This is a genomic window from Paraburkholderia sp. D1E, from assembly GCF_052682275.1.
On the sequence record NZ_JBQYMB010000001.1, the window covers coordinates 5,116,101 to 5,141,745 of the forward strand.

The 25,645-nt window shown below is 61.8% G+C and carries 27 protein-coding genes and 1 other RNA gene; 16 read left to right on the forward strand and 12 right to left on the reverse strand.

The window, feature by feature from the left end:
• Positions 1-78: 78 nt before the first annotated feature.
• Genes ACUN0E_RS22930 through ACUN0E_RS22940 form a run of 3 tightly spaced genes read left to right on the forward strand, consistent with a single transcriptional unit; the run spans position 79 to position 2,218 of the window.
• Positions 79-819 (forward strand): amino acid ABC transporter permease, encoded by a 741-nt coding sequence (locus tag ACUN0E_RS22930; protein WP_408231414.1) that lies wholly within the window; start codon positions 79-81, stop codon positions 817-819.
• On the forward strand, positions 819-1,496 hold the full coding sequence (gene gltK / locus ACUN0E_RS22935; RefSeq protein WP_408231417.1) for a glutamate/aspartate ABC transporter permease GltK: 678 nt from the start codon (positions 819-821) through the stop codon (positions 1,494-1,496). Before ACUN0E_RS22930 ends, gltK begins: the two co-directional genes overlap by 1 nt.
• Positions 1,493-2,218, forward strand: coding sequence for an amino acid ABC transporter ATP-binding protein (locus tag ACUN0E_RS22940; protein ID WP_074282222.1), 726 nt, complete (start codon positions 1,493-1,495; stop codon positions 2,216-2,218). The genes gltK and ACUN0E_RS22940 overlap by 4 nt, the downstream gene beginning before the upstream one ends.
• A gap of 219 nt (positions 2,219-2,437) precedes the next feature.
• Here ACUN0E_RS22940 and ACUN0E_RS22945 read toward each other — a convergent pair whose 3' ends face one another.
• The gene (locus ACUN0E_RS22945) at positions 2,438-3,364 is read right to left on the reverse strand and encodes a class II glutamine amidotransferase (RefSeq protein ID WP_445568034.1); all 927 of its coding nucleotides are present in this window, start codon (positions 3,362-3,364) and stop codon (positions 2,438-2,440) included.
• A 178-nt stretch (positions 3,365-3,542) separates the two neighbouring features.
• On the opposite strand from ACUN0E_RS22945, the gene pyrC reads away from it, so the two are divergent.
• The 3 genes from pyrC to rnpB all read left to right on the forward strand — a co-directional run bounded on the left by pyrC (position 3,543) and on the right by rnpB (position 6,044).
• Positions 3,543-4,613: a dihydroorotase gene (pyrC, locus tag ACUN0E_RS22950; protein WP_445568035.1), complete on the forward strand. Its 1,071-nt coding sequence runs from the start codon at positions 3,543-3,545 to the stop codon at positions 4,611-4,613.
• Positions 4,614-4,624: 11 nt separating this feature from the next.
• Positions 4,625-5,464 carry a DUF3025 domain-containing protein gene (locus ACUN0E_RS22955; protein WP_445568036.1) on the forward strand — a complete coding sequence of 280 codons (840 nt, stop codon included), beginning with the start codon at positions 4,625-4,627 and terminating at the stop codon, positions 5,462-5,464.
• A 166-nt stretch (positions 5,465-5,630) separates the two neighbouring features.
• An RNA gene (rnpB, locus tag ACUN0E_RS22960) (RNase P RNA component class A) lies at positions 5,631-6,044 on the forward strand.
• A gap of 86 nt (positions 6,045-6,130) precedes the next feature.
• On the opposite strand, the gene ACUN0E_RS22965 is transcribed toward rnpB, so the two are convergent.
• Positions 6,131-6,553, reverse strand: a complete 423-nt coding sequence (locus tag ACUN0E_RS22965) for an OsmC family protein (protein WP_408231429.1) — start codon at positions 6,551-6,553, stop codon at positions 6,131-6,133.
• A gap of 683 nt (positions 6,554-7,236) precedes the next feature.
• Here ACUN0E_RS22965 and rplM point away from each other — a divergent pair.
• The 3 genes from rplM to erpA all read left to right on the forward strand — a co-directional run bounded on the left by rplM (position 7,237) and on the right by erpA (position 8,702).
• Positions 7,237-7,665 (forward strand): 50S ribosomal protein L13, encoded by a 429-nt coding sequence (rplM, locus tag ACUN0E_RS22970; RefSeq protein ID WP_007180422.1) that lies wholly within the window; start codon positions 7,237-7,239, stop codon positions 7,663-7,665.
• A gap of 11 nt (positions 7,666-7,676) precedes the next feature.
• Complete coding sequence (gene rpsI / locus ACUN0E_RS22975) at positions 7,677-8,069, forward strand: 30S ribosomal protein S9 (RefSeq protein ID WP_074302436.1); 393 nt, start codon at positions 7,677-7,679, stop codon at positions 8,067-8,069.
• A 267-nt stretch (positions 8,070-8,336) separates the two neighbouring features.
• Positions 8,337-8,702 (forward strand): iron-sulfur cluster insertion protein ErpA, encoded by a 366-nt coding sequence (gene erpA / locus ACUN0E_RS22980; protein WP_054034493.1) that lies wholly within the window; start codon positions 8,337-8,339, stop codon positions 8,700-8,702.
• Positions 8,703-8,790: 88 nt separating this feature from the next.
• Here erpA and ACUN0E_RS22985 read toward each other — a convergent pair whose 3' ends face one another.
• A complete protein-coding gene (locus ACUN0E_RS22985; RefSeq protein WP_445568037.1) occupies positions 8,791-9,921 on the reverse strand; it encodes an anhydro-N-acetylmuramic acid kinase in 1,131 nt (376 codons plus the stop codon).
• A 216-nt stretch (positions 9,922-10,137) separates the two neighbouring features.
• Here ACUN0E_RS22985 and tyrS point away from each other — a divergent pair, with 216 nt between their 5' ends.
• The 3 genes from tyrS to ACUN0E_RS23000 all read left to right on the forward strand — a co-directional run bounded on the left by tyrS (position 10,138) and on the right by ACUN0E_RS23000 (position 12,689).
• Positions 10,138-11,382, forward strand: a complete 1,245-nt coding sequence (gene tyrS / locus ACUN0E_RS22990; RefSeq protein WP_445568038.1) for a tyrosine--tRNA ligase — start codon at positions 10,138-10,140, stop codon at positions 11,380-11,382.
• 53 nt (positions 11,383-11,435) lie between these two features.
• Positions 11,436-11,894: a D-aminoacyl-tRNA deacylase gene (gene dtd, locus ACUN0E_RS22995; RefSeq protein WP_408339473.1), complete on the forward strand. Its 459-nt coding sequence runs from the start codon at positions 11,436-11,438 to the stop codon at positions 11,892-11,894.
• A 117-nt stretch (positions 11,895-12,011) separates the two neighbouring features.
• A complete protein-coding gene (locus ACUN0E_RS23000) occupies positions 12,012-12,689 on the forward strand; it encodes a histidine phosphatase family protein (RefSeq protein ID WP_445568039.1) in 678 nt (225 codons plus the stop codon).
• A 4-nt stretch (positions 12,690-12,693) separates the two neighbouring features.
• Here ACUN0E_RS23000 and ruvB read toward each other — a convergent pair whose 3' ends face one another.
• Positions 12,694-13,758, reverse strand: coding sequence for a Holliday junction branch migration DNA helicase RuvB (gene ruvB, locus ACUN0E_RS23005; RefSeq protein WP_408231443.1), 1,065 nt, complete (start codon positions 13,756-13,758; stop codon positions 12,694-12,696).
• Between the two features lie 33 nt (positions 13,759-13,791).
• Positions 13,792-14,373 carry a Holliday junction branch migration protein RuvA gene (gene ruvA, locus ACUN0E_RS23010; RefSeq protein ID WP_325047805.1) on the reverse strand — a complete coding sequence of 194 codons (582 nt, stop codon included), beginning with the start codon at positions 14,371-14,373 and terminating at the stop codon, positions 13,792-13,794.
• A gap of 58 nt (positions 14,374-14,431) precedes the next feature.
• On the opposite strand from ruvA, the gene ACUN0E_RS23015 reads away from it, so the two are divergent.
• Positions 14,432-14,554: a hypothetical protein gene (locus tag ACUN0E_RS23015; protein WP_445568040.1), complete on the forward strand. Its 123-nt coding sequence runs from the start codon at positions 14,432-14,434 to the stop codon at positions 14,552-14,554.
• Positions 14,555-14,629: 75 nt separating this feature from the next.
• Complete coding sequence (locus ACUN0E_RS23020; RefSeq protein WP_445568041.1) at positions 14,630-15,262, forward strand: LysE family translocator; 633 nt, start codon at positions 14,630-14,632, stop codon at positions 15,260-15,262.
• Between the two features lie 4 nt (positions 15,263-15,266).
• Here ACUN0E_RS23020 and ruvC read toward each other — a convergent pair whose 3' ends face one another.
• From ruvC to ACUN0E_RS23050, 6 genes are all read right to left on the reverse strand, one after another.
• Complete coding sequence (gene ruvC / locus ACUN0E_RS23025; RefSeq protein WP_408231451.1) at positions 15,267-15,809, reverse strand: crossover junction endodeoxyribonuclease RuvC; 543 nt, start codon at positions 15,807-15,809, stop codon at positions 15,267-15,269.
• A gap of 178 nt (positions 15,810-15,987) precedes the next feature.
• The gene (gene purH / locus ACUN0E_RS23030; RefSeq protein ID WP_445568042.1) at positions 15,988-17,553 is read right to left on the reverse strand and encodes a bifunctional phosphoribosylaminoimidazolecarboxamide formyltransferase/IMP cyclohydrolase; all 1,566 of its coding nucleotides are present in this window, start codon (positions 17,551-17,553) and stop codon (positions 15,988-15,990) included.
• A 67-nt stretch (positions 17,554-17,620) separates the two neighbouring features.
• Positions 17,621-17,854: a Fis family transcriptional regulator gene (locus tag ACUN0E_RS23035; protein ID WP_007180440.1), complete on the reverse strand. Its 234-nt coding sequence runs from the start codon at positions 17,852-17,854 to the stop codon at positions 17,621-17,623.
• Positions 17,851-18,918 (reverse strand): tRNA dihydrouridine synthase DusB, encoded by a 1,068-nt coding sequence (gene dusB, locus ACUN0E_RS23040; RefSeq protein WP_408231457.1) that lies wholly within the window; start codon positions 18,916-18,918, stop codon positions 17,851-17,853. Before dusB ends, ACUN0E_RS23035 begins: the two co-directional genes overlap by 4 nt.
• A gap of 250 nt (positions 18,919-19,168) precedes the next feature.
• Entirely contained in the window at positions 19,169-20,404 is a 1,236-nt protein-coding gene (locus tag ACUN0E_RS23045) for a UbiH/UbiF/VisC/COQ6 family ubiquinone biosynthesis hydroxylase (RefSeq protein WP_445568043.1), read from the reverse strand.
• A gap of 53 nt (positions 20,405-20,457) precedes the next feature.
• Positions 20,458-21,864 (reverse strand): aminopeptidase P N-terminal domain-containing protein, encoded by a 1,407-nt coding sequence (locus ACUN0E_RS23050; protein ID WP_445568044.1) that lies wholly within the window; start codon positions 21,862-21,864, stop codon positions 20,458-20,460.
• Between the two features lie 233 nt (positions 21,865-22,097).
• Between ACUN0E_RS23050 and ACUN0E_RS23055 the strand changes: the two genes are divergently transcribed.
• Positions 22,098-22,712, forward strand: coding sequence for a glutathione S-transferase N-terminal domain-containing protein (locus ACUN0E_RS23055; RefSeq protein WP_445568045.1), 615 nt, complete (start codon positions 22,098-22,100; stop codon positions 22,710-22,712).
• A gap of 291 nt (positions 22,713-23,003) precedes the next feature.
• A complete protein-coding gene (locus tag ACUN0E_RS23060) occupies positions 23,004-23,762 on the forward strand; it encodes a M48 family metalloprotease (RefSeq protein ID WP_445568046.1) in 759 nt (252 codons plus the stop codon).
• A gap of 136 nt (positions 23,763-23,898) precedes the next feature.
• On the opposite strand, the gene lnt is transcribed toward ACUN0E_RS23060, so the two are convergent.
• Positions 23,899-25,617 carry an apolipoprotein N-acyltransferase gene (gene lnt, locus ACUN0E_RS23065; RefSeq protein ID WP_445568047.1) on the reverse strand — a complete coding sequence of 573 codons (1,719 nt, stop codon included), beginning with the start codon at positions 25,615-25,617 and terminating at the stop codon, positions 23,899-23,901.
• Positions 25,618-25,645 lie beyond the last annotated feature (28 nt).

The following is a 25,645-nucleotide window of genomic DNA, read 5'->3' on the forward strand; positions in this document are numbered from 1 at the left end:
TAGCTGTTTTTTTGAAACGCTGAACGAAACGGAAGGGGCCACGCGCTTCTTCCGTTTCTTTTTGCTGGAGTCTTGGTCATGTCATATCACTGGAACTGGGGCATTCTGCTGAGTCCGGTCTCCACCGGCGAGCCGACTACCTATCTGGGCTGGCTGATGTCCGGCTTCTGGGTGACGATTACCGTGTCGCTGTCGGCATGGGTGATCGCGCTGATCGTCGGTTCGTTTTTCGGTGTGCTGCGCACGGTGCCGAACAAATGGGCGTCGGGCATCGGCACGCTCTATGTCGCGATTTTCCGCAACATCCCGCTGATCGTGCAGTTCTTCATCTGGTATCTGGTGATACCGGAGTTGCTGCCTGCGTCGATCGGTAACTGGTACAAGCAACTGCCGCCTGGCGCGCAGTTCTTTTCGTCGTCGATCGTGTGTCTTGGGCTCTTCACCGCCGCGCGCGTGTGCGAGCAGGTGCGCTCGGGCATCAACGCGTTACCACGCGGCCAGCGCGCCGCGGGTCTGGCAATGGGGTTCACGCAATGGCAGACGTATCGTTACGTGCTGCTGCCGGTTGCGTACCGGATCATCGTGCCGCCGCTCACGTCCGAGTTTCTGAATATCTTCAAGAACTCGGCGGTCGCGTCGACGATCGGTCTGCTGGATTTGTCCGCCCAGGCGCGCCAACTGGTCGACTACACGTCGCAGACGTATGAGTCGTTTATCGCGGTCACGCTGGCGTATGTGCTGATCAATCTGGTCGTGATGCAACTGATGCGCTGGGTCGAAGCCAAAACCCGGTTGCCCGGCTATATCGGAGGTAAGTGATGCATCATTTCGACTGGAGCGGTATTCCGGGCGCACTGCCTACGTTGTGGACCGGCGCTATCGTCACCATCAAGATCACGCTGCTTGCGATCGTGATCGGCATCGTCTGGGGCACGATTCTCGCGATGATGCGGCTCTCGCCGATCAAGCCGTTCGAATGGTTCGCGAAGGCGTATGTCACGGTGTTCCGTTCGATCCCGCTGGTGATGGTGCTGCTGTGGTTTTTCCTGATCGTGCCGCAGGTGCTGCAAAACGTGCTGGGTTTGTCGCCGGATATCGACATCCGGCTGGCTTCGGCGATGGTCGCTTTCTCGCTGTTCGAGGCAGCGTACTATTCGGAGATCATCCGCGCCGGCATTCAGGCCGTGCCGCGTGGCCAGGTCAATGCCGCGTTCGCGCTCGGCATGAGCTACCCGCAGGCAATGCGCCTTATCGTGCTGCCGCAGGCGTTTCGCGCGATGGTGCCGCTGCTGCTTACGCAAGGTATCGTGCTGTTTCAGGATACGTCGCTCGTCTACGTGATCAGCCTCGCTGACTTCTTCCGCACCGCCACGAATATTGGCGACCGTGACGGCACGAATGTCGAGATGGTACTGTTCGCGGGCGCGTGTTATTTCGTGGTCTGTGTGATCGCGTCGAGCCTCGTCAAAGGTCTTCAGAAAAAGGTCGCAAGATGATCTCTATCAAGAATGTTTCGAAGTGGTACGGCCAGTTTCAAGTGCTGACCGACTGCACGACGGAAGTCAAAAAAGGTGAAGTGGTGGTGGTGTGCGGCCCATCGGGCTCGGGCAAGTCCACGCTGATCAAAACCGTCAACGGCCTCGAGCCGTTCCAGAAGGGCGAGATCGTCATCAACGGCCAATCGCTGACCGACAAGAAAACCAATCTGTCGAAGCTGCGTGCGAAGGTCGGCATGGTGTTCCAGCATTTCGAGCTGTTCCCGCATCTGTCGATCGTGCAGAACCTGACGCTCGCGCAGATCAAGGTGCTCGGCCGCTCGAAGGACGAAGCCACGACCAAGGGCTACAAGCTGCTCGATCGCGTCGGTCTGCGTGCGCACGCGGATAAGTTTCCGGGACAATTGTCGGGTGGTCAGCAGCAGCGTGTGGCGATTGCGCGCGCGCTGTCCATGGACCCGATTGCGATGCTGTTCGACGAGCCGACTTCCGCGCTCGATCCGGAAATGATCAACGAAGTGCTCGACGTGATGGTCGAACTCGCGCAGGAAGGCATGACGATGATGTGCGTCACGCACGAAATGGGCTTTGCCAAGAAGGTCGCGCACCGCGTGATCTTCATGGACAAGGGCTTGATCGTGGAAGACGACCGCAAGGAAGACTTCTTCGCGAATCCGAAGTCGGATCGTGCGAAGGATTTTCTGGCGAAGATCCTGCACTGAGGTTTTTATCGGGTCACGCTGCTTATGTGGCGTGGCCGGCGCAGAAAAAAAGCCGCTTCGGAAGAAGCGGCTTTTTTGTTTCTGACGTTCTGGTGCGCGCGAGGTGCGCACGGGCTGGTCGTTCTGCCGTGCGTGAACGCGGATGCGGGTTAAGAAACCATGCGTGTGTGAACGCAGGCATAAGGCCGGTGTTCCGATGTTAGCGAGCGCATTCGCAGGTCAGGATTCGAACGCAGCGGCGTCGTCAGCCGCTTCGAGGTCGACCTCGGCCGTGGTCACCGCCTCAACCGAGGCCGCAATCGTGGTTGCCGAAGCCGATGCATCCAACTCCGGATTGCGCAGCTTCTCCAGCACCGAAGCCGGCACGGGCACGTTGACACGGCCGATGACTTCGCCATGCTGGAACATCATCAGATCGCCTGGCTGGAAGGCGGTCCAGATTTCGTTATCGGTGAGCGGTTTAGTCGCGATCACGGCGACGCGGTCTTCCGGCGTTGTGTATTTGGCGAAATCGATCGATACATCCGCATCGACCAGATGGGCGGTCGAGAACGGCCAGCGCCGCACGATGTAGTGCAGATGTGTCGAGCAATGCGCGAATAGCGCCTGGCCATTCGACATCAGGAAATTGAAAACGCCGAACTGCGTGATCTCGCGCGTGAGGGTTTCGAGCGCCGCGAACAGTTCTTCCAGCGGTGGCTGGCAGCCCGGGAAAGCCTTGCGCAAGCCTTGCAGCAGCGCGCAGAAGGCGAGCTCGCTATCGGTTGTGCCGACCGGTTGATAGACACCGTTTAGTGCCGGCGAATAATCTTTCAGGTCGCCGTTGTGCGCAAAGATCCAGTGACGCCCCCACAGTTCGCGCATGAACGGATGGCAGTTTTCGAGCAGAATGTGCCCTTGCGTCGCCTTGCGAATATGCGCGATCGTGTTCTTCGATTTGATCGGGTAGCGCTTGACCATCTCGGCGATCGGCGAGGTGGCCGACGATTGATGGTCGATGAACAGGCGGCAGGCTTTGTCTTCGAAGAAGGCGATGCCCCAGCCGTCCGCGTGGTGATCGGTGACGCCGCCGCGCGCCGCAAAGCCGGTGAACGAGAACGTGACGTCCGTCGGCGCGGCGCAGTTCATTCCGAGAAGTTGGCACATGTTGCGGGTAAGCCTGTGAACGGGGCGAGCCGTTACAATGATGATTTTCCAAGCATATCACCGAGCCAGAAGCGCCAAATAGCAAAATTGACGTGTGTTCAGGCCGCAACGGCACGAATTGCCGGAGTGTGCCCACGTCGGCCACGCTTTTATCGCCGAATCTCGTTCCCCTCTCGCCATGACCGCTTCCAACGCCTCCCTCGATTCCATCGACACCGTTACGCTCGCCCGCCCGGACGACTGGCACCTGCACGTTCGCGACGGCGAGATGCTCGCTGCCGTGTTGCCGGATACCGCGCGCCAGTTCGGCCGCGCGATCATCATGCCTAACCTGAAGCCGCCGGTCACCACGACCGCGATGGCAGAGGCGTACCGAGAACGCATCGTCGCCGCGATCCCGGCCGGGGCGAAGTTCGAACCGCTGATGACGCTGTACCTGACCGACAACACGCCGCCCGACGAAATCCGCCGCGCGCGCGAAAGCGGCTTCGTGCATGGCGTGAAGCTGTACCCGGCGGGCGCTACCACTAACTCGGACGCGGGCGTCACGGACATCATGAAGTGCGCTAAAACGCTCGAAGTGATGCAGGAAACCGGCATGCCGCTGCTGGTGCACGGCGAAGTGACGGATTCGTCGATCGATCTGTTCGACCGCGAGAAAGTGTTCATCGACCGCGTGATGACGCCGCTGCGCCGCGAATTTCCGGCGCTGAAGGTGGTGTTCGAGCACATCACCACGAAAGATGCCGTCGACTACATCCGCGATGCCGGCGTGGCGCCGGGGCTGCTGGGTGCGACGATTACCGCGCACCATCTGCTGTACAACCGCAACGCAATTTTCCAGGGCGGCATTCGCCCGCATTACTACTGCCTGCCGGTGTTGAAGCGCGAGACGCATCGCGTGGCGCTGGTCGAGGCGGCGACCTCGGGTAATCCGCGCTTCTTCCTCGGCACGGATAGCGCGCCGCATCCGAAGGGCTTGAAGGAACACGCGTGCGGTTGCGCGGGTTGCTACACGGCGCTGCATGCACTCGAGCTCTATACGGAAGCGTTCGACAAAGCCGGTGCGCTGGACAAGCTCGAAGGCTTCGCCAGCTTCTTCGGCGCAGACTTCTACGGTCTGCCGCGCAGCGCAGAGACGGTCACGCTGCGCCGTGAAGAATGGACGCTGCCGGCTGAATTGCCTGTCGGCGACACGCCTGTTGTGCCGCTGCGTGGCGGCGAGTCGATTGGTTGGCGGCTCGTCTAAGGTTGCGCTAGATGCAGGTGCAAGAGGCGGCGCGTGTGGTCCCAGGCTTGGGTTTCGCCGATATCGACTGGTCGAAGCCGTGGTTCGCGCCGTTTGCGGCGCGCGGCGAGCGCTGGCAGCAGGGCTCGCTGACGAGCTACGCGGCCTTGCTCGCAGAAATGAATGCCGATGCCGGCGAGACGCGGCAAGTCACGGGGCGCGGTCAGAGACTCGCGTTCATTGCGCAGGACGATCTGCCGCCGGGCGCGGCTTACGAGGCGCACATCGCGGCGACGGGCTGCGTGCCGACGCGCCACAACCTGCATGACTTCTTCAACGGGTCGATGTGGTTTGCGTTTCCGCGTATCAAGGCGGCGTTGAATGCGCGGCAGTCAACGGCGATCGACTTATTAGGCGTCGGTCCAACCCGCGGCGGTGTGCGTGACGCGTTGACCTTGTTCGACGAAAACGCGCTGCTGTTTGCCTGCGCTGACCCGGCGTTGAGCGTGGCCTTGCGCGGGTTTGACTGGCAGACGCTGCTGGTTGCTAACCGTGATGCCTGGGGGATGCGCTGTGAAGTGCGCTGTTTAGGTCACGCGCTGCTGGAAAAGCTGATCGCGCCGTTCAAGGCCTGCACGGGTCACGCGTGGATTGTCGACGTGCCATCCGAATACTTCGGCTGGGGCGCCGCGGCACGAGACGCATGGCTGGACGAGTCTGTCAGCGCGGCACTACTGAATACCGATGCATTGACGAGCCGCATGTTTGCTCCGCTGCCCGTACTGGGGATTCCGGGCTGGTGCGCCGGGAACGAATCGCCTCTGTTTTACGGCGACACGTCCGTATTTCGCACGGGGCGGCGTTCGCGCTAAAGGTCGGCGGTTCACGTGAACCAGTTCGCCTGGCTTAAGCGATTGCCCAACGTAGGCGCGGCTCGGACCGAAGCGTCGACGGGGTTGAACGTGATAGATGGCCATCGGACTATTCCAGCCGTCAAAGCCACTCCCTATCCGTCACAGTGTTAAAATGCGCCCCAGCAAAGCAGGCCAGGCAGTCGCGGCCTCTGCGGCTTCGGCCAAAGAGGGCGAGGAAAGTCCGGACTCCATAGGGCAGGGTGATGGCTAACGGCCATCCGTGGTGACACGCGGAACAGGGCAACAGAAAGCAAACCGCCGATGGCCCGGCGCAAGCCGGGATCAGGTAAGGGTGAAACGGTGCGGTAAGAGCGCACCGCGGCTGCTGCAAGGCAGACCGGCACGGTAACCTCCACCCGGAGCAATTCCAAGTAGGCAGGCTAGCATCTTCGAGATGCAGGACGGGGCCCCCGTCACGTCTGCGGGTAGGAAGCTTGAGCGCGTCAGTAATGGCGCGCCTAGAGGAATGACTGCTACACGCGCCGCGTTTTCGGACGTGGCGCGTGCACAGAATCCGGCTTATCGGCCTGCTTTGCCACCCAATAAAAAATGCCGGCGTCCGTGTGGACGCCGGCATTTTTACTTTGACCCGCGCTTTGAGTTACCTGCGCCGAAGCGCCGTGCTCAACCCGCGACGATGTCGAACGAGTGCGTGAGTTCGGCCGTCTTTGCGATCATGATCGACGCCGAGCAGTATTTGTCGTGCGACAGATTGATCGCGCGTTCCACTGTAGCCGGGTTCAGATTCTTGCCCGTCACGGTGAAGTGGAAGTGGACTTTGGTGAACACCTTCGGATCTTCGCTGGCGCGTTCGGCCTTTAGCGTCACCGAGCAACCGGCGATTTCCTGGCGGCTCTTCTTCAGGATCATCACGACGTCGTACGCCGTGCAGCCGCCCGTGCCGAGCAGAACCATTTCCATCGGACGCGGCGAAAGATTACGGCCGCCGCCTTCCGGCGCGCCGTCCATCGTGACCAGATGACCGCTGCCCGTTTCGGCCGCAAATGCCATCCCGTCTTGCCCCATCCAGCTCACTTTGCATTCCATGCTGTGCTCCACCGCGCTGCGCTTATATCGAAACGGCATTGTAGCCCGGTGTTTGCGTGTCCGCCCGAAGGGACTTTCGCCAAAATTTATGCTCAATGACTGCTTGCGTGTTGCGATGCGGCATGTTTTGCCGGTTCGGGAATGCCCTGACGGGTTTAGGGGTTTTACTTGAGCTGATGTCTGCTTAGGCAGTCGCCTGAAATGGTTTTTGCTATTGATTTTAAAAGGAATTCAGCGTTTTTCGGCCTGCGGACGTATCTGTCACATTGTGAAGTCATATTTCACAATGCAAATGTTCTTGCATCGCACAAGGCTGCCTCATATAATCGATCCCATCGGTTGCAGCAGTTCTGCAACCTCCGCTGTCTCCTCCACCTCCTCCTTTGGTGGATTAAACCCGAACCACTAGTTCGGGTTTTTTTTCGCCCGCACTTTCGATCTCGCCGACGCCGGTTTCAGGGCTAGTGGGAAGGGCAAATGGTTGTATCTGGCCACCGGATCGCCCGATTTCTCGCCCAAACCCCCGCAGACTTTGACTCGGCGTGACAAATTCCTTTATAATTCAGAGCTTTTCCGCATCCGCGCCCGCGGAGGAAGAACCAGGGAGAGCCTGCACGCGCCTCGATGCGCACACTACAAGCAGGAAAAAATACATTGGGCGCAGCAATTTTTTTGGATCGATCATGAAGACGTTTTCCGCAAAAGCCCATGAGGTTACGCGTGAATGGTACGTGATTGACGCGACGGATAAGGTTCTCGGGCGTGTCGCCAGCGAAGTGGCACACCGTCTTCGCGGCAAGCACAAGCCAGAATTCACTCCGCACGTCGACACCGGTGATTTCATCATCGTTATCAACGCCGGCAAGTTGCGCGTCACGGGTAACAAGGCTACTGACAAGAAGTACTACCGTCACTCGGGTTACCCGGGCGGTATTTATGAAACGACGTTCGGCAAGATGCAAGAACGCTTCCCGGGCCGTGCGCTCGAGAAAGCGGTCAAGGGCATGCTGCCGAAGGGCCCGCTCGGCTACGCGATGATCAAGAAGCTGAAGGTCTACGCTGAAGCAACGCATCCGCATTCGGCACAACAGCCGAAAGCGCTCGAGATCTAAGGGGAGCCCACATGATCGGTAACTGGAATTACGGCACGGGCCGCCGCAAGAGCGCCACTGCACGTGTGTTCATCAAGGCAGGCAAGGGCGATATCGTTGTGAACGGTAAGCCCATCGCTGAGTACTTCTCGCGCGAAACGTCGCTGATGATCGTGCGTCAGCCGCTGGAACTCACGAACCACGGCGTCACGTTCGACATCAAGGTCAACGTGTCGGGTGGCGGTGAAACGGGTCAAGCCGGTGCGGTTCGCCACGGCATTACCCGCGCGCTGATGGACTATGACGCAACGCTGAAGCCGGAACTGTCGAAGGCTGGCTTCGTTACGCGTGACGCTCGTGAAGTCGAACGTAAGAAGGTCGGCTTCCACAAGGCACGTCGCAGGAAGCAATTCTCGAAGCGTTAATCGCTTCGTGTGCGATCCGGCTTTCGGGCTGGAACGCTGCAAAAGCCGCCAACGCTTTCGCGAAGGCGGCTTTTTTCATTGGTTCGCGGCCTGGCTTCACGCTGACGGCTTCGTTGCCGGGGTCGCGATGTGGCCCGCTCAGGCCGGCCGGTGGCAGCATCAGGGCCGTCCATTGAATTTGTGGAAGAACCCATTGATTTTGTGGGCTTCGGCACGATATCGAGATCAGCCCTACAATAGCGGTTAGAAGCTTTTTGGAGAGTTCGAATGAACGCAGTCACCGATACACCCGTGACCGAGATGCCCGCCCCCTTCGTTTTTACCGACGCAGCGGCTGACAAGGTCAAGCAACTGATCGAAGAAGAAGGCAATGCGGACCTCAAACTGCGCGTTTTCGTGCAGGGCGGCGGCTGCTCGGGCTTTCAGTACGGTTTTACGTTCGACGAAGCCGTCAACGAAGACGACACCGTCATGAACAAGAGCGGCGTCCAGCTGCTGATCGATTCGATGAGCTACCAGTATCTGGTCGGCGCAGAGATCGACTATAAGGACGACATCAACGGCGCGCAGTTCGTCATCAAGAACCCGAATGCTCAAACCACGTGTGGTTGCGGCTCGTCGTTCTCGGTTTGATCGCCTGCCGGTTAGGCGACAGGTTGTAAAGGAAAACGGGGCTTTGGCCCCGTTTTTTATTGCCTGAGCTCAAACCCCGGCTCTTCGATTAACGGGGGTAGATCGCCCCCAGTACGCGCTCGTCAGCAGCGCCAGTGACTGCCGGCAAATTGCCCGGCAGCCGCGCCACGCAGCGCATCGCCAGCCATGCGAACGCCAGCGGCTCGACTTGGCTCGGCGGTACGCCGAGCGCGTCGGTTGTCATCACCGGCACGCCGCTTACGCCGCTGTCCTCCAGCGCCCGTTGCAGCGCTTTCAGAATCTCCGGATTGCGCGCGCCACCGCCACACACATAGACCGCTTTAGCGTCCGATGCATGCCGTTCGATTTCGCGAGCAACTGTTACCGCGGTTAGCGCGACTAGTGTGGCTTGCACGTCGGCGGGGTCGAGCGCGGCGAACGGCTGGAGCTTTGCATCCAGCCATTGCGGATTGAACAAGTCGCGGCCGGTGCTTTTCGGCGGTTGTTGCGAGAAAAAGGGCTCGTCGAGCAGTGCGTTCAGCAACGTGCGGTCGACCTGTCCGCCCGCGGCGAAATGGCCGTTCTCGTCGAAAGGCTTGCCGAGATGGCGCTGCGCCCATTCGTCGAGCAATGCGTTTGCCGGCCCGCAGTCGAAACCGCGCACCCCGCCGGTTGCGTTGAGGATCGTGATATTGCTGATGCCGCCAAGATTGCAGACCACCCGCGTTTCGTCTTTCGCGCCGAATACCGTGGCGTGAAACGCCGGCACGAGCGGCGCGCCCTGTCCGCCGGCCGCGACGTCGCGGCTGCGGAAGTCGGCGACCACGTCGATGTGCATCATTTCCGCGAGCAGCGCAGGGTTGTTAATCTGCCGCGTGTACCCCTTTTCCGGCCGATGCCGCACCGTCTGGCCATGCACGCCGATCGCGCGAACTTCCGAGGCTGGCACCCGGCTGCCTTGCAGCAATTCGTGGCAGCACACGGTGTAGCGCGTGGCGAGCGCGTTGGCCGCCAGCGCTTCGCGTTCGATCTCGTTGTCCCCCGGCTGTTGAAGCGCGAATAACGCCTCGCGCAAGCCTGCCGCGAAGCCGACAAACGCCTCGGCCAGCACCACAGGCGGCTTCCCTCGTGCAAATTTGACGGCGACACCGTCCACGCCGTCCATGCTCGTGCCGGACATCAATCCAAAGTAGACGCCGTCTGCGGGGTCTTGCGCCACGTTGCTGCTCCTCTCGATGATTCGTTGCCGTCTGTTTTAGCAGATTATCGACTCAATATCGACTCAAGCGCGGCCGAATATAAAGCGCCACGATGCCGATGGCGCGGCGCGGCAGCTCGAAATCGTGTGCCGGCGGGCGCTCGTGGCTGCGTCAGTGGGCGCGGCGGCGCGCATCTATGGGACAATCTCCCTTTTTCGCGACTTCAAGTTTCCAGCATGAGCACCGAGTCCACCAAGCCCAGCCCCGCCTTCCCGATCACCGACGAAGTCCGTCACGCACTCGCCGTCACTAAACGCGGCGTCGACGAACTGCTGATCGAAGACGAATTCGCGCAAAAGCTCGCGAAGAGCGCGGCTACGGCCAAGCCGCTGCGCATCAAGCTCGGTCTCGATCCGACCGCGCCTGACATCCACATCGGCCACACGGTTGTGTTGAACAAGATGCGCCAGTTGCAGGACCTCGGTCACACGGTGATTTTCCTGATCGGCGACTTTACCTCGCTGATCGGCGATCCGTCGGGCCGCAACGCCACGCGCCCGCCGCTCACGCGCGAGCAGATCGAATCGAACGCGAAGACGTATTTCGAGCAGGCCGCGCTCGTGCTCGATCGCGACAAGACCGAAATTCGCTACAACAGCGAATGGTCGATGCCGCTCGGCGCCGACGGCATGATCAAGCTCGCATCGCGTTATACGGTGGCGCGTATTCTCGAGCGCGAAGACTTCACCAAGCGTTTCCAGGGTGGCGTGCCCATCTCGATCCACGAATTGCTGTACCCGCTGATGCAAGGCTATGACTCGGTCGCGCTGAATGCCGACCTCGAGCTCGGCGGCACGGACCAGAAGTTCAACCTGCTGGTGGGTCGTGAACTGCAGAAGCAATACGGTCAGGAACAGCAGTGCATCTTGACGATGCCGTTGCTCGAAGGCCTGGACGGCGTCGAGAAAATGTCGAAGTCGAAGAACAACTACATCGGCATCAGCGAAAAGCCGACGGACATGTTCGGCAAGCTGATGAGCATTTCCGACGTGCTGATGTGGCGTTACTTCGAACTGCTGTCATTCCGTCCGATGGACGAGATCTCCGGCTTCAAAAAAGAGATCGAAGCGGGCCGCAATCCGCGCGATTTCAAGGTGATGCTCGGCCAGGAAATCGTCGCGCGCTTTCACTCGCAAGTCGATGCCGAGCGCGCGCTCGAAGACTTCAATCATCGCGCGAAGGGCGGCGTTCCGGACGATATCCCGGCCGTGACGCTCGCGGGCGCACCGCTCGCAATCGGCCAGTTGCTCAAGCAGGCCAACCTCGTGCCGTCGACCAGCGAGGCCTTGCGCAATATCGAGCAAGGTGGCGTGAAGATCGATGGTGCGACCGTGTCCGACAAGGGCCTGAAGGTCGAGGCCGGCGAGTACGTCGTGCAAGTCGGCAAGCGCCGTTTTGCGCGCGTCACGCTGACGGCCTGATGGCTCAGCGATAACGCGATGATGATTCAGGCGTTGCATCTGGAGTCGAGCCGATGATCGCGCTGATTCAGCGCGTGCGGCGCGCGGAAGTGCGCGTGGGCGACCATGTGACCGGTGCGATCGAGGCGGGCCTGCTCGCACTCGTGTGCGCCGAACGTGGCGACACAGAGGCTGCAGCTGACCGGCTACTCGCCAAGGTGCTCGGCTACCGCGTCTTCAGCGATGCGGCCGGCAAGATGAATCTCTCCGTACAGAATCTCGACGGCGCCGGGCGTGCGGGCGGCTTGCTGCTCGTTTCGCAGTTCACGTTGGCCGCTGACACCAACAGCGGCCTGCGTCCGAGCTTTACGCCCGCCGCACCGCCCGATGAGGGCAAGCGGCTGTTCGACTACTTCGTCTCGGCCGCTCGTGCAAAGCACCCGATCGTCGAGACAGGTGAATTCGGCGCCGATATGCAGGTGTCGCTCGTCAATGACGGGCCGGTCACGTTCTGGCTGCAGACCAACGCTTGAGATTCAATCGCCGCTGCGTGGCGCAAGCGGTGGCATGTGTCTACTCCTACTCCTCCAGCCGCCTTTTGCGACAATAGCGGCTCGGCATAACCTGCTACTGGCGCTCACTTTCATTCCATGACCACGCAGATTCTGTTCATCCGCCACGGCGAGACCGACTGGAACCGCATCAAGCGCATTCAAGGTCACATCGACATTCCGCTCGCGACGACCGGCCTTGCCCAGGCGCAACGCCTTGCACGTCGAATCGCAAGTGAGGTGAAAGAGGGCGCGCGGCTCGACGCCATTTATTCGAGCGATCTGCTACGTGCACAGCAAACCGCGCAGCCGATCGCTGACGCGCTCGGTCTGCCGTTACAGCTGCGTGAAAGCTTGCGAGAGCGCTCGTACGGCGCGTTCCAGGGACATGACAGCGACGAGATCGCCGTCCGTTTTCCCGATGAGTACGCGCACTGGCAAACCCGCGACGCGGGTTTCGCGCCCCCTGAAGGTGAATCGCAGCGCACGCTTTATCATCGGGTGCTGCATGCGATTGATCCGATCGTCGCCGCGCATCCGGGGGGACGGGTCGCTGTCGTCGCCCATGGTGGCGTGCTGGATTGCGTGCGGCGGTTCGCCTGTGGATTGTCGCTCGATGCGCCGCGTGACTACGCGTTGCTGAATACGAGCGTCAACGTGGTCGACTATGCCGACGACGCCAGCAAGGCGACGATCGTGTCGTGGGCGGACGTGTCGCATCTCGACGCGCCGAGCGATGACGATAGCTTCAAGAGGGTGCCGGAACCGGGACGCTGAGCGCTCAGGGTGCGGCGGAATCCCATATGCCGGCTATGGGGCTCGAAGCGTCTGGCGCGGCGAGACCGAAATGCCGGTACGTGAGCAGCGTGGCGACGCGGCCGCGCGGCGTGCGCTGCAGGAAGCCCTGCTGGATCAGATACGGTTCGAGCACGTCTTCGATCGTGTCGCGTTCTTCGCCGATTGCCGCTGCGAGATTGTCGACGCCGACCGGGCCGCCGTCGAATTTATGCAGAATCGCTTCGAGCAGCTTGCGGTCCATCAGGTCGAAGCCGACCTCGTCCACGTCGAGCATTTTGAGCGCGGCGTCGGCCACTTCCGCGGTGATGTTGCCGTCTGCTTTCACCTCGGCGAAATCGCGCACACGGCGTAACAGCCGGTTCGCGATCCGTGGCGTGCCACGCGCACGCTTGGCGATTTCGAAGGCGCCATCCGGATGGATCTGCGCATGCAGCAACGACGCCGAACGCGTGACGATGCGCGCCAGTTCTTCCGCGTTATAAAACTCGAGCCGCGCGACGATCCCGAAGCGATCGCGCAGCGGATTGGTTAGCATGCCCGCGCGAGTGGTCGCGCCGACCAGCGTGAACGGCTGCAGATCCAGCTTCACGCTGCGCGCAGCGGGTCCCTCGCCGATCATGATGTCGATCTGATAGTCCTCCAACGCCGGATAGAGAATTTCTTCGACGACCGGCGAGAGCCGGTGGATTTCGTCGATGAACAGGACGTCGTTGGCTTCGAGATTGGTGAGCAGCGCGGCGAGGTCGCCGGCGCGTTCGAGCACCGGGCCGGAGGTTTGCCGCAGATTGACCCCCATTTCCCGCGCGATGATGTGCGCGAGCGTGGTCTTGCCGAGACCCGGCGGCCCGAACAGCAAGACGTGGTCGAGCGATTCGGAACGGCGCCTGGCGGCCTCGATGAAGATTTCAAGCTGACCGCGTATTTTTTCCTGCCCGACATATTCTTCGAGCTGGCGCGGGCGCAACGCGCGCTCGAACGCTTCTTCGTTCGGCGAGACGGGCGTGGCCGCAATGATGCGCTCGGCGGCGAGTTTGTCGGTTTCGATCATGCGTTTATTGTACCGCGCGCGCCCGCCTTAACTTCAGCCCTTGGAGAGCGCCTTCAGCGCGAGCTTGATACCTTCGGAAACGCCGGTGCCCGCCGGCACGTTCTTGACGGCTGCCAACGCTTCTTTTTCGGAGTAACCCAATGCGATCAGTGCGTTCAGGATATCGGAGGCGTGGTCGGATGCCGACGCCGCGCCCGCCATCGCGCCCAGGTCGGCGCCGATCTTGCCCTTCAGTTCGAGGAGCAGCCGCTCAGCTGTCTTCTTGCCGATGCCAGGCACGCGAGTGAGGCGCGCTGCGTCCTGCATCGTGACGGTCTGCGCCAGTTCATGCACGCTCATGCCGGAGAGCACTGCGAGCGCCATGCGCGCGCCGATGCCCGTGATCTTCAGCAGTTCACGGAAGGTCGAGCGTTCCTCGGCGGAGCCGAAGCCGTAAAGCAGATGTGCGTCTTCGCGCACGATCATTTGCGTGAGCAGCACGACGCGTTCACCGGTCGACGGCAGGTTGTAGAACGTGCTCATCGGCACATCGACTTCGTAGCCGACGCCATTGCAGTCAACGAGCAGATGCGGCGGGTTTTTTTCCAGCAGAACGCCGGCAATGCGACCGATCATGGCGGATTCAATCTTGAGAGAAAGGGCGAGTGTAGCGCAGCGGGAGTGCGGCGGTGACATGCAAAAGAGCGTTGAGGAGCGGCGAGCCCGGATCGAGGCCGCTGGTGAGCGTGCGGACGTGGGGCGCGGCAGCGAGAAGGTGCGCGATAGTGCGCGGCGCACTACGCCCAATCGCGGTTGACCTGTGCGTTGCGGCCCCCTAGACTGAGATCCCTTTTGGCGGGTTCTCGCCCGGCATAACCCAGAAGGAGCTTCCATGCTGAGCCTCACCACTCTCGCGCTGTTTGCCGGTGCGTGTCTCGCGTTGACCGCCACGCCCGGCCCCGACATGTTGCTGATCGCTTCGCGCAGCGTGAGCCAGGGACGTCCTGCAGGTTTCGCCTCGTTGGCGGGGATTCTGGTCGGCACTTACTGTCATGCACTGGCCGCCGCATTCGGTCTGTCGCAGCTGTTTCTGGCCGTACCGATGGCCTATGACGTCGTGCGTTTTGCCGGCGCCGCCTACCTGCTGTATCTCGCCTGGAAGACGTTCCGCACGCAGGGCACGGTGCTGTCGCCGAATGCGTCGATGAACCGTTATCCGGTCGGCCGCATTTTCCGGCAGGGCCTCTTCACCAATTTGCTGAATCCCAAAGTCGCGCTGTTCGTGCTCGCGCTGTTTCCGCAATTCGTGCGGCCCGAAGCGGGTTCGGTGGCGTTGCAGATTATGGTGTTGGCTACGGTGCTGAATCTGATCGGGTTCTGCGTGAACGGCGCGGTGATTCTGATGGCGAGCAAGTTGAGCCGCAAGCTGTCGGCGGGGCGCCGGCCGTCGCGGGTGCCGCAGTATCTGCTGGGGACAGTGTTCGCCGGGTTAGCTTGCCGGTTGGCGCTGGCGAGTCGGAACTGAGTGCCTACCCAACCAACCGTCCACGCCTGACGCGCAAACCTTTCTTCGCCAGCGAAGGCGCAATGCCGCCCAGCGTACTAAGCGTCGAGCCGCTGTGCGCGTGGCAGATCGCCATGCCGAGGGCGTCAGCGGCGTCGGTGCCGGGCACGCCGGAGAGGTTGAGGAGCCGTACCACCATCTGCTGCATCTGCTCCTTGGTCGCGCGGCCGTAACCGACCACAGCCTGCTTCAACTGCAGCGCCGTATATTCTGCGACCGGCACGCCGCCCGCCACCAGTCCACAGATCGCCGCGCCGCGCGCCTGGCCGAGCAGCAGGGTGGATTGCGGGTTGACGTTGACGAACACCTTTTCGATCGCCGACTGATCCGGCGAATGCTGGCGGATAAGTGTCGAAATGCCGTCGAAAATGGTGCCGAGACGCGATGGCAGATCGGCGTCGGCGGTTTTGATCACGCCGCTTGCGACGTAGCTGAGCGTGTGTCCGGTTTGATCGATTACGCCAAAACCGGTCACGCGCAAGCCGGGGTCGATGCCGAGAATTCTCATGAGGTGCCGCACATGCGGTAAAAACCAAGTGCTTGCGATACTACAACGAACGTGCCGTGCGGCGGTCGGCGTGCCAAAAGAAAACGGCCCGGCGGAAATTTCCACCGGGCCGTTTCGCTCAAGCTACGTTAGCGACTATCGCACCGCAAAGAACCAGGCGGTGTCCGCGAAGCCGAAATCAATGCCGGAAGTGACGCACCCCGGTCAACACCATCGCGATGTTGTGCTCGTCCGCTGCGCCGACTACTTCATCATCACGCATCGAGCCGCCCGGTTGAATCACGCAGGTCGCGCCTGCCGCGACCACCACATCCAGACCGTCACGGAACGGGAAGAACGCATCCGAGGCTACGGCCGAACCGGTCAGGGTCAAACCGGCGTTTTGCGCCTTGATGCTCGCAATACGCGCCGAGTCCACGCGGCTCATCTGGCCCGCGCCGACGCCGAGCGTCATGCCGCCGCCGCAGAACACGATCGCGTTCGATTTCACGTATTTCGCGACGCGCCACGCGAACAGCAGATCGTCCATTTCCTTCGGCGTCGGGTGACGCTTCGTGACCACGCGCAATTCGTGCGGTTGCACATTCTTCGAATCGAGCGATTGCACCAGCAGGCCGCCGCCGACGCGCTTCAGATCGAACGCGTTATGGCCTGCGCCCAAAGCGATTTCCAGGAGACGCACGTTCTGCTTGGCCGCGAACACCTGGCGAGCCGCCGCGCTGAACGACGGTGCGATCAGCACTTCGACAAACTGCTTGGCCACCGCTTGTGCCGCCGTTTCGTCGACTTCACGGTTGAAAGCGATGATGCCGCCGAACGCCGAGGTCGGATCGGTCTGGAACGCCTTCGCATACGCTTCGTTCGCGTCCGCACCCACGGCCACGCCGCACGGATTCGCGTGCTTGACGATCACGCAGGCCGGCACGTCGAACGTCTTCACGCATTCCCACGCTGCATCGGAATCGGCGATGTTGTTGTACGACAGTTCCTTGCCTTGCAACTGGCTGTAGTTCGCCAGCGCGCCCGGTTGCACCGCCAGGTCACGGTAAAACGCCGCGCTTTGATGCGGGTTTTCGCCGTAGCGCAGGTCCTGCACCTTGTTGAACGCCAGGTTGAACGTAGCCGGGTAAGCATTGCGCGACGAATGTTGCAGTTCGTCGGTCAGGCTTGTCAGGTAGTTCGTGATCGCGCCGTCGTACTGCGCGGTGTGCGCGAATACTTTGGTGGCCAGACGGAAATTCGTCTTGTACGACACCGCGTTGCTGTTCGCGCGCATTTCGTCGAGCACGACCGCGTAATCCGCCGGATCGACCACTACCGTCACGTCGCGATGATTTTTCGCAGCCGAGCGCAGCATGGTCGGGCCGCCAATGTCGATGTTCTCGATCGCGTCTTCCAGCGAGCACTCTTCTTTCGACACGGTCTGCACGAACGGATACAGATTCACGACCAGCAGGTCGATCGTCGGGATGTCGTGCTTTTCAAGCGCTGCCATGTGTTCCGGCAGGTCGCGACGCGCGAGAATGCCGCCGTGCACCTTCGGATGCAGCGTTTTCACGCGCCCGTCCAGCATTTCCGGGAAGCCCGTGTAGTCGGCGACTTCGGTGACGGGCAGACCCGCGTCCGCGAGGAGCTTCGCGGTGCCGCCGGTCGACAGGATCTTGACGCCGAGGTCCGACAGCGACTTGGCGAAGTCGACGATGCCGGACTTATCGGAAACGGAGATGAGCGCTTGCTTGATCATGATGAAGACGAAAAGCCGAAGGGAAACGTGGCAGGGCGCAAAAGAAACTAAAACGAGCTACAACGAGCTACAAGAGGCCGTGCTGTTGCAGTTTCTTGCGCAGCGTATTGCGGTTGATGCCGAGATACTCGGCGGCCAGCGACTGGTTGCCGCCGGCCTGCTCGAGCACCACTTCGAGCAATGGTTTTTCTACGCATGAAATGACCATGTCGTAGACGTCATGCGGATTGGAGCCGTCGAGATCCTGGAAATACATCCCCAGGCTGTCGCGGACAGATTGTTCGATATTGTTCTTGCTCATGCTGCTAGTCGGTCGGTATGGTCCGGCTCGCCGTCGTTCTTGGTGAGCGTCTCGTCGACGTAGACGAGGCGCTCGGAGATCGCCTTTTGGGCGTCGAAGAACTCGTTGACGGCGAGGAGTTGTTCGCGCGTGGTGTCCAGCGTATTCATGCGGTGCCGGAACACGTTGGCGCCAGAAAGGCCGCGAGTGTACCAGCCGATATGCTTGCGCGCTGTGCGTACGCCCGTAAATTCGCCGTAGAACGCGTAGTGATCTTCGAGATGCTCGTTCATCACCTGCTGGATTTCGTCGATGCGCGGCGGCAGCAGCAATTCGCCCGTTTGCAGGAAATGCTCGATCTCGCGGAACAGCCACGGACGCCCCTGTGCGGCGCGGCCGATCATGATGGCGTCGGCGCCGGTGGCGGCGAGCACTTCGCGGGCTTTTTGCGGCGACGTTATGTCGCCATTGGCGACCACCGGAATGCGCACCGCCGCTTTAACGGCAGCGATGGTCTCGTATTCGGCGTCGCCGTGATACAGGTCGGCGCGCGTGCGGCCATGCACGGTCAGCATGGAGATGCCGGCGGCCTCCGCCAGACGTGCGACCGAGAGCGCGTTCTTGTTGTCGCGGTCCCAGCCCGTGCGGATCTTCAGCGTGACGGGCACGGCATCAGGCCCGATACCCACCGCGCCTACGACCGCCTCAACGATGCGCTGTACCAACGGTTCGTTCTGCAGCAAGGCAGAACCCGCGGCCACGTTGCACACTTTCTTGGCCGGGCAGCCCATGTTGATGTCGATGATCTGCGCGCCGTTCGCCACGTTGTAACGTGCCGCTTCGGCCATCATGGCCGGATCGGCGCCTGCGATCTGCACGGCGATCGGCTCGACCTCGCCCGTGTGGTTGGCACGGCGCATGGTCTTTTCACTTTTCCACAGCTGCGCGTTCGAGGCGACCATTTCCGACACCGCATAGCCCGCGCCCAGCCGTTTGCACAACTGCCGGAACGGCCGGTCGGTCACGCCGGCCATGGGGGCGACGAACAGGTTATTACGCAGATTGTGGGAGCCGAGAGTGGGCATGCCTAGGACGCGCCTGCGACCGATTGTTCAATTTCTGTCAATCGGCGCATTCGCGAAATGCGAGGGAAAACAGCTATTTTAGCGTTAACAGATAGCCGACACCCGACTTGCCTCTGTCGTAACTCATTAAATCTTCTATGAAAGTGGTCCGGTTCATAGAGCCGGCACCGCTCGCGCGGCTTCGCCTAAATGCCTGATTGTGGTGCCTAAAAAGCTTGCAGAGGCTGTGGGGCGCGACCGGGCGGCGCGCTCAGCGGCGTTGACCGAACATCATTTGCCGCGCCAGCGCGGTTTTCACCGGCGGCACGAATTCGAGCGCGGTGAGGGCGAGGCCGCGCAAGGTGGCAAGTGGCGCGAAGTCGACAGTGAAAAGACGTGCGAGTGTGTCGGTCGCGCCGATCGTCAGGCGCCGGTCGAGCGCGCGGCGTTGCGCGAACTTCGCTAGTGCGAGCGGAGTGGGACCTTCCGCCGACAAAGCATCGGCGAGCGCATGCGCGTCGCGCAGACCGAGATTCAGCCCTTGGCCCGCGACCGGATGCAGTGTCTGTGCCGCATTGCCGATTGCGACGACATGGCCCTTCACAAGCGTATCGACCGCGTTGAGTCCCAGCGGGAACGACGCGCGTCCTTTTATTTGCGTAAAACTGCCCATGCGGTTGCCGAATGCGGCACCGAGTTCGCGCAGGAACTCGTCGTCCGGGAGCTGCGCGCGTCGCGCCGCTTCGTCGGGTGCGCAGCACCAGACCAGCGCGTAATTCGCGCCGCGCACACCGCCCATCGGCAGCAGCGCGATCGGCCCTTGCGACGTGAAGCGCTCCCACGCCACATGCGGTTGCGGCGCCGAGACGCTGACCGTGCCGACCAGCGCGGTTTGCCCGTAATCACGCGTACCGCCGCCGTCGCTGTGGCCAGCGCCCCTCGCGGTTTTCTGGTCGCCAAACAGGCCGCCTTCGGCATTCACCAGAATCCGCGTGCGCAGATTGCGTGTGACGCCCGCGGTTTCGATTGGCAGCGTGACGCCGTCGAGATCCTGTGCCGGCGCCGCGGCGGAAGTGGAGCGGAACCAGTGCACGGACGTCGCGTGAACCGCGTCGGCGAGACCATGCACGATCGAGCCATAACGCAGCACGTAGCCGAGCGCCGGCAAGCCGTGCTCGCTGTGGTCGATCAGCGTGCGGCCGAAGTGGCCGCGCTGAGACACGTGAATGCGCTGGATCGCGGTAGCGTCCGCGGGCCAGCTCAGCGGTTCGAGAATCATCCGGCTGCCGTGCGACACGGCGATGGCGCGCGGATCGGCAATCGAATCTTCCGGCTCGCGCGCGTCGATCAGCGCGATCTTCAGCGCCTGCGTCGCGCTGCGTCGCGCCAGCCAGCCGGCAAGCGCCAGCCCGACCGGCCCGGCGCCGACGATCGTCACGTCGAAATCGAACGGATGGTCGGATGCGGCGGGTTTCAGAATCACCGTCGACTGGGAAACGTCGTTCATTGCGGGTTACTTCCTTGGGTTACTGCCTGGGTTGCTTCTGGGGCGCTTCTGGGTCAGTCTCCAGCTTCCTGGGCCGCGCGGGCTTCCTGCATCAGCGCCTCGATCTCGTTGGCCGCCACCGGGACGTCGCGCGTGATCAGCTCGCAACCGGCCGGCGTGACGATCGCGTCGTCCTCGATGCGGATGCCGATGTTCCAGTAGCGCTCGGGCACGCCTTCGGTCGGACGGATATACAGACCGGGCTCGATGGTCAGCGTCATTCCCACCTGCAGCGTGCGCCACGGTAGCGCGCCCGCTTCGTCGCGCGGGGCGCCGCGTTCGCGGTAGTCGCCGACATCGTGCACGTCCATGCCGATCCAGTGGCCGGTACGGTGCATATAGAACGGCGCATAGGCGCGCTCGGCGATCACGTTGTCAACCGAGGCGAACTTCGTGCGATCGATGATGCCGGTGTCGAGCAAGCCTTGCGACAGCACGCGCAGGGCGGCCTGGTGCGGGTCGTCGAAGGTGGCGCCGGCGCGGGTAGCGTCGACGGCAGCCTGCTGCGCGGCCAGCACGATGTCGTACAGCTCGCGCTGCGCCGGCGTGAAGCGGCCGCTTGCCGGGAAGGTGCGGGTGATGTCGGATGCGTAGCCGTCGAGTTCGCAGGCGGCGTCGATCAGGATCAGATCGCCGTCCTGGGCAATCGCGTTGCCGGCCGGGTAGTGCAGCACGCAGGCGTTGGCGCCGGCAGCGACGATCGACGTGTAAGCCGGCGCCTGCGCACCGAATTTACGGAACGTGTAGAGCAATTCGGCTTCGAGTTCGTACTCGCGCACGCCTGGGCGGCAGGCGGCCATGGTGCGGCGATGCGCCTGCGCGGAAATCTGTCCGGCGCGGCGCATGATGGCGAGTTCGTGGGCATCTTTGAAGAGCCGCATGTCGTCGAGCAACGGGATCAGGTCACACGCAACGGTGGGGGCGGCGACACCGCCGCGGCCTTGCGCACGCACTGCGTCGAGCCAGCCGCGCACCTGTTCGTCGAGTTCCGCCGACGTGCCGAGCGCGTAGTGCAGCGACGGCTTGTCAGCGAGAATGCGCGGCAGTTGCGTATCGACTTCGCTCACGGCGAAGGCGGCGTCGAAGCCGAACACCTCGCGCGCGCCGTCCGGCCCGAAACGGAAACCTTCCCACGTTTCGCGCTCGACATTCTTCTCGCGACAGAACAGGATCGAAACCGGCTCGCCAGACGCCGCGCTTGCGTCGAGCACCAGCAGCGCATCAGGCTCGCTGAAGCCGGTCAGATAGTAGAAGTAGCTATCGTGCCGGTAGGGGTAGTCGGCGTCCCGGTTGCGCACCTTTTCCGGCGCGGTGGGGACGATGGCGACGCCCCCGCCCGCTGCGCGCAGCGCGGCGAGTACGCGCTCGCGGCGCGTGCGGTAGACGTCGATGGCGATGGTGAGTTCGGTCGGCTGGTTCATCTTGCGATTGTAGCGCCCAATGCGGAGACTTATTTTGCGCGGATACTGACGGTGAGAAGGTGGTCAGCTCAACCGCGTTAGCCATTCGGCCGGGTAGACGGCGCGCGAGCGTCGCGGCAATGTTGCAATCCATCCACAGCGAGCATCCATGCGGCTTGCGAAGCGACTGCGCTGTGTCGGGAATGCCGCCGACCACTTATACTTTCGCCGAATTCAAGAAAAGGCAGATGGTAATGATGAAACTCATCGGTTCGCTCGCCAGCCCGTTCGTGCGCAAAGCGCGGATCGTTCTGGCCGACAAGAAGATCGACTACGAACTCGTGCCCGAGAACGTCTGGGCGCCGGAGACCACGATTCACACCTTCAATCCACTCGGCAAGGTGCCGTGCCTCGTGATGGAAGACGGTGAAGCGGTGTTCGACTCGCGGGTGATCTGCGAATACGTCGATACGCTATCGCCGGTTGGCAAGCTGATTCCGCCGTCGGGCCGCGAGCGCGTCGAAGTGCGCTGCTGGGAAGCGCTCGCTGACGGCATCCTTGACGCCGCGGTGCTGATTCGCCTCGAAAGCACTCAGCGCACGCCCGAGCAGCGCGTGGACGCGTGGGTCGCGCGGCAGCAACGCAAGATCGACGAAGGCCTGATCGCGATGTCGCAGGGCTTGGGCAGCAAGCCGTGGTGCACGGGCAATCACTACACGCTCGCGGACATTGCAGTGGGTTGCGCGCTGGGCTACCTCGATTTCCGCATGCCTGAGTTGAACTGGCGCGAAGGGTATCTGAATCTGGATAAGCACTTTCAGAAGCTGTCGCTGCGTCAGTCGTTTATTGACACGGCGCCGGCGAATTGAGCCAAGTGTTCGCGGCTGCCTGACGGTGCGGTTGGTTGGATCACGCCGCCTGCAATTTTCGCCAGATTGCAAAATGATGTCATTGAAGTTTCCAGAAGCCTGAATATAAGCTTACGTTTGTGGTAAAAATGCGCCTGCTCGTCAGGCGCATTTTTTTGTCTGTCGCGTGGTGCAATGGTTTATGCAATCGATATACATGGAGTTTTTCTCCGGCGATATGCGGCCATAGCGAATGGCGGTGCATTAATAGCGCCGTCGATATTAATAACGTCCGCAAAAGAGACTTCCACCATGAAACCGTACCGCTTTGTCATTGCCGCTTCCGCCTGCGCATTGCTTGCTGCGTGCTCGAACATCAGCAACGTCAATCCGACCGCGTTGATCCAGTCGGGCCAGCAGGCCGCTCAGGCCGCCGCATTAAGCGACGCTGACGTGCGCGCGCTGACCGACAAGTCGTGTGCGCAGTTGGATAGCGAAAATCAGATTGCCGCCCCGAACAGCAAGTACCAGAAACGTCTGAACAAAATCGCCACGCAACTGGGCAATAACATCAATGGCGTGCCGGTGAACTACAAGGTGTATGTCACCAAGGACGTGAATGCATGGGCGATGGCAAATGGTTGCGTGCGTGTCTATAGCGGTCTGATGGACATGATGAACGACAACGAAGTGCGCGGCGTGGTCGGCCATGAAATGGGCCACGTCGCACTCGGCCATACGAAGAAGGCGATGCAGGTGGCGTACGCGACCTCGGCGGCGCGCTCGGTGGCATCGTCGGCGGGTGGCGTGGCGGGGTCGTTGTCCGGTTCACAGCTCGGCGATTTCTCCGAGAAGCTGATTAATGCGCAGTTCTCGCAAACCCAGGAAAGTGCCGCGGACGATTATTCGTTCGACCTGCAGAAAAAGAAGAATCTCGATCCGTCGGGATTGGTGACGGCGTTCAACAAGCTCTCGCAACTGGACGGCGGTAAGTCGAGTATGTTGAGTTCGCATCCGTCTTCGCCGGCACGCGCGCAGCATATTCAGCAGCGGATTGCTTCGAATCAGTAAACCCCGATTCTTTATAAGCGCGCGCTCACGGTGTTCCGGAGCGCGCGTTTTTCTATTGGGCGGGTTTTGTGCTGCGATTCATCACGACGTATTCGCGTATAAACGCTATGCACACAGTCACACGGTTTGTCGCCGGTTATTTCTTGCCGTTTTGACGCCGCATAATCCCCGGCCCAAACGCAAACCCAAACGCCAGCAGCAGCAACGAAACCGCCAGCACTGTATTGTTGCCACTCGTCACATACGGCGTGCTGCCCGAGGTCCCTTGCACCGTCACATCGAGCGAACCGATGGTGTATGGCGTCAGGCGCCCGATCACCTTGCCGTTCGCATCGATCGCGGCCGTCATGCCGGTGTTGGTTGCGCGCAGCATCGGCCGGCCGGTTTCCAGCGACCGCATGCGCGCAATCTGCAGATGCTGATCGAGCGCGATCGTGTCGCCGAACCAGGCGAGGTTAGTCGAGTTGACCAGCACGCCCGCCGGCGTGTCGCTCTCGCGGATGTTCCGCGCGATCTCCTCGCCAAAAATATCCTCATAGCAGATGTCGACGGCCACCGGCTGGTTGTGCACGATGAACGGTTTCTGCACTGGCGCGCCGCGCGCGAAATCGCCGAGCGGAATGCTCATCAGATTCACGAACCAGCGGAAGCCCCACGGCACGAATTCGCCGAACGGCACGAGATGGTGTTTGTCGTAGCGATACACGTCGCGCGTGCCTGGGGTGACGCCGAACAGGCTGTTTGTATAGTCGATCACCTGGCCTTCCGGCGTGATCGTGCCGCCGATCGCACCGAACAGAATCGCAGTGCCAGTCGTATCTGAGAAGGTGCGCACCGCCGACGCGAACTGCGGTGGCAATTGCTGTGCGAGCACCGGAATGGCGGTTTCCGGCGTGACGATCAGGTCAGCCGGCTTCGACGTGATCATCTGCTGATACTGGTCGATCGCGGCGCGCATGCCGGCTTCTTCGAACTTCATTTCCTGTTTGACATTGCCCTGCAGGAGGCGCACCGTCAGCGGCGCGTTGGCGGGCAGTGTCCATTGCACGAGCGGCAGCAGCAGGCCTACCGCGATCAGCGCAATCGCGAGTCCGCCTGGCACCGCGACGCGCGCGATACTGCGTTTAGCCCCATTCGCCGTATTTCCCGCATTGCTGCCGTCGGTGGCATCGAGCTGCGCGCGCGAAGCCAGCAACGGCACCAGCGCCTGCACGATCAACGCCGCCACCAACGCCAGCATCCAGCCGACGCCGTACACGCCCGCTACCGGCGCAAATCCGGCGAACGGGCCATCCACCTGTGCGTACCCGCTCGCGAGCCACGGAAAGCCCGTGAACACGGTGCCGCGCAACCATTCACCGATTGCCCATGCGCTCGCAAAAGCCAGCGCGCCGTGCCAGGTCGGCGAGAACGGTTTGTCGGTGTCTGACGCACCGTTGCGTGCGTGACCCGCGCAGAACGACCAGACGCCTGCAGCGAGCGCCGGATACACCGCCAGATAGAGCGAAAACAGCCCGACCGCCGCGCCCGCGAGCGGTGCGGCCATGCCACCGTAGTAGTGCATGCTGACGTACAGCCACCACACGCCCGTGACGAAGTTGCCGAAGCCGAAAGCGCCGCCGGTCAACGCGGCACTTTTCCAGCCGGTCGTCCGCGTGAGCCATGCAAAGAAGAACACGAAGATCACGAGTTCGAGCCAGCCGCCATGCGGCGTTGGCGCGAACGACAGCGTGTTGGCCGCACCGGCGACCAGTGCGACGAGGTAATGCCAGCGGGGCAATGCACGGCCGCGTGTTTCTCGGGCGGCAGGGGCACTCACGCCGCGGCGCGAACGGGAAGTAATCGGGTCGGCCATTGTTGCGCGGTCGGCGTGAGGAGTTGAA

Bases quoted from the DNA above. Each gene is read 5' to 3' on its own strand.
- ACUN0E_RS22930 (WP_408231414.1), top strand. From the start codon at position 79: ATGTCATATCACTGGAACTGGGGCATTCTGCTGAGTCCGGTCTCCACC.
- gltK (WP_408231417.1), top strand. From the start codon at position 819: ATGCATCATTTCGACTGGAGCGGTATTCCGGGCGCACTGCCTACGTTG.
- ACUN0E_RS22940 (WP_074282222.1), top strand. From the start codon at position 1,493: ATGATCTCTATCAAGAATGTTTCGAAGTGGTACGGCCAGTTTCAAGTG.
- ACUN0E_RS22945 (WP_445568034.1), bottom strand. From the start codon at position 3,364: ATGTGCCAACTTCTCGGAATGAACTGCGCCGCGCCGACGGACGTCACG.
- pyrC (WP_445568035.1), top strand. From the start codon at position 3,543: ATGACCGCTTCCAACGCCTCCCTCGATTCCATCGACACCGTTACGCTC.
- ACUN0E_RS22955 (WP_445568036.1), top strand. From the start codon at position 4,625: ATGCAGGTGCAAGAGGCGGCGCGTGTGGTCCCAGGCTTGGGTTTCGCC.
- ACUN0E_RS22965 (WP_408231429.1), bottom strand. From the start codon at position 6,553: ATGGAATGCAAAGTGAGCTGGATGGGGCAAGACGGGATGGCATTTGCG.
- rplM (WP_007180422.1), top strand. From the start codon at position 7,237: ATGAAGACGTTTTCCGCAAAAGCCCATGAGGTTACGCGTGAATGGTAC.
- rpsI (WP_074302436.1), top strand. From the start codon at position 7,677: ATGATCGGTAACTGGAATTACGGCACGGGCCGCCGCAAGAGCGCCACT.
- erpA (WP_054034493.1), top strand. From the start codon at position 8,337: ATGAACGCAGTCACCGATACACCCGTGACCGAGATGCCCGCCCCCTTC.
- tyrS (WP_445568038.1), top strand. From the start codon at position 10,138: ATGAGCACCGAGTCCACCAAGCCCAGCCCCGCCTTCCCGATCACCGAC.
- dtd (WP_408339473.1), top strand. From the start codon at position 11,436: ATGATCGCGCTGATTCAGCGCGTGCGGCGCGCGGAAGTGCGCGTGGGC.
- ACUN0E_RS23000 (WP_445568039.1), top strand. From the start codon at position 12,012: ATGACCACGCAGATTCTGTTCATCCGCCACGGCGAGACCGACTGGAAC.
- ruvB (WP_408231443.1), bottom strand. From the start codon at position 13,758: ATGATCGAAACCGACAAACTCGCCGCCGAGCGCATCATTGCGGCCACG.
- ruvA (WP_325047805.1), bottom strand. From the start codon at position 14,373: ATGATCGGTCGCATTGCCGGCGTTCTGCTGGAAAAAAACCCGCCGCAT.
- ACUN0E_RS23015 (WP_445568040.1), top strand. From the start codon at position 14,432: ATGCAAAAGAGCGTTGAGGAGCGGCGAGCCCGGATCGAGGCCGCTGGT.
- ACUN0E_RS23020 (WP_445568041.1), top strand. From the start codon at position 14,630: ATGCTGAGCCTCACCACTCTCGCGCTGTTTGCCGGTGCGTGTCTCGCG.
- ruvC (WP_408231451.1), bottom strand. From the start codon at position 15,809: ATGAGAATTCTCGGCATCGACCCCGGCTTGCGCGTGACCGGTTTTGGC.
- purH (WP_445568042.1), bottom strand. From the start codon at position 17,553: ATGATCAAGCAAGCGCTCATCTCCGTTTCCGATAAGTCCGGCATCGTC.
- ACUN0E_RS23035 (WP_007180440.1), bottom strand. From the start codon at position 17,854: ATGAGCAAGAACAATATCGAACAATCTGTCCGCGACAGCCTGGGGATG.
- dusB (WP_408231457.1), bottom strand. From the start codon at position 18,918: ATGCCCACTCTCGGCTCCCACAATCTGCGTAATAACCTGTTCGTCGCC.
- ACUN0E_RS23045 (WP_445568043.1), bottom strand. From the start codon at position 20,404: ATGAACGACGTTTCCCAGTCGACGGTGATTCTGAAACCCGCCGCATCC.
- ACUN0E_RS23050 (WP_445568044.1), bottom strand. From the start codon at position 21,864: ATGAACCAGCCGACCGAACTCACCATCGCCATCGACGTCTACCGCACG.
- ACUN0E_RS23055 (WP_445568045.1), top strand. From the start codon at position 22,098: ATGATGAAACTCATCGGTTCGCTCGCCAGCCCGTTCGTGCGCAAAGCG.
- ACUN0E_RS23060 (WP_445568046.1), top strand. From the start codon at position 23,004: ATGAAACCGTACCGCTTTGTCATTGCCGCTTCCGCCTGCGCATTGCTT.
- lnt (WP_445568047.1), bottom strand. From the start codon at position 25,617: ATGGCCGACCCGATTACTTCCCGTTCGCGCCGCGGCGTGAGTGCCCCT.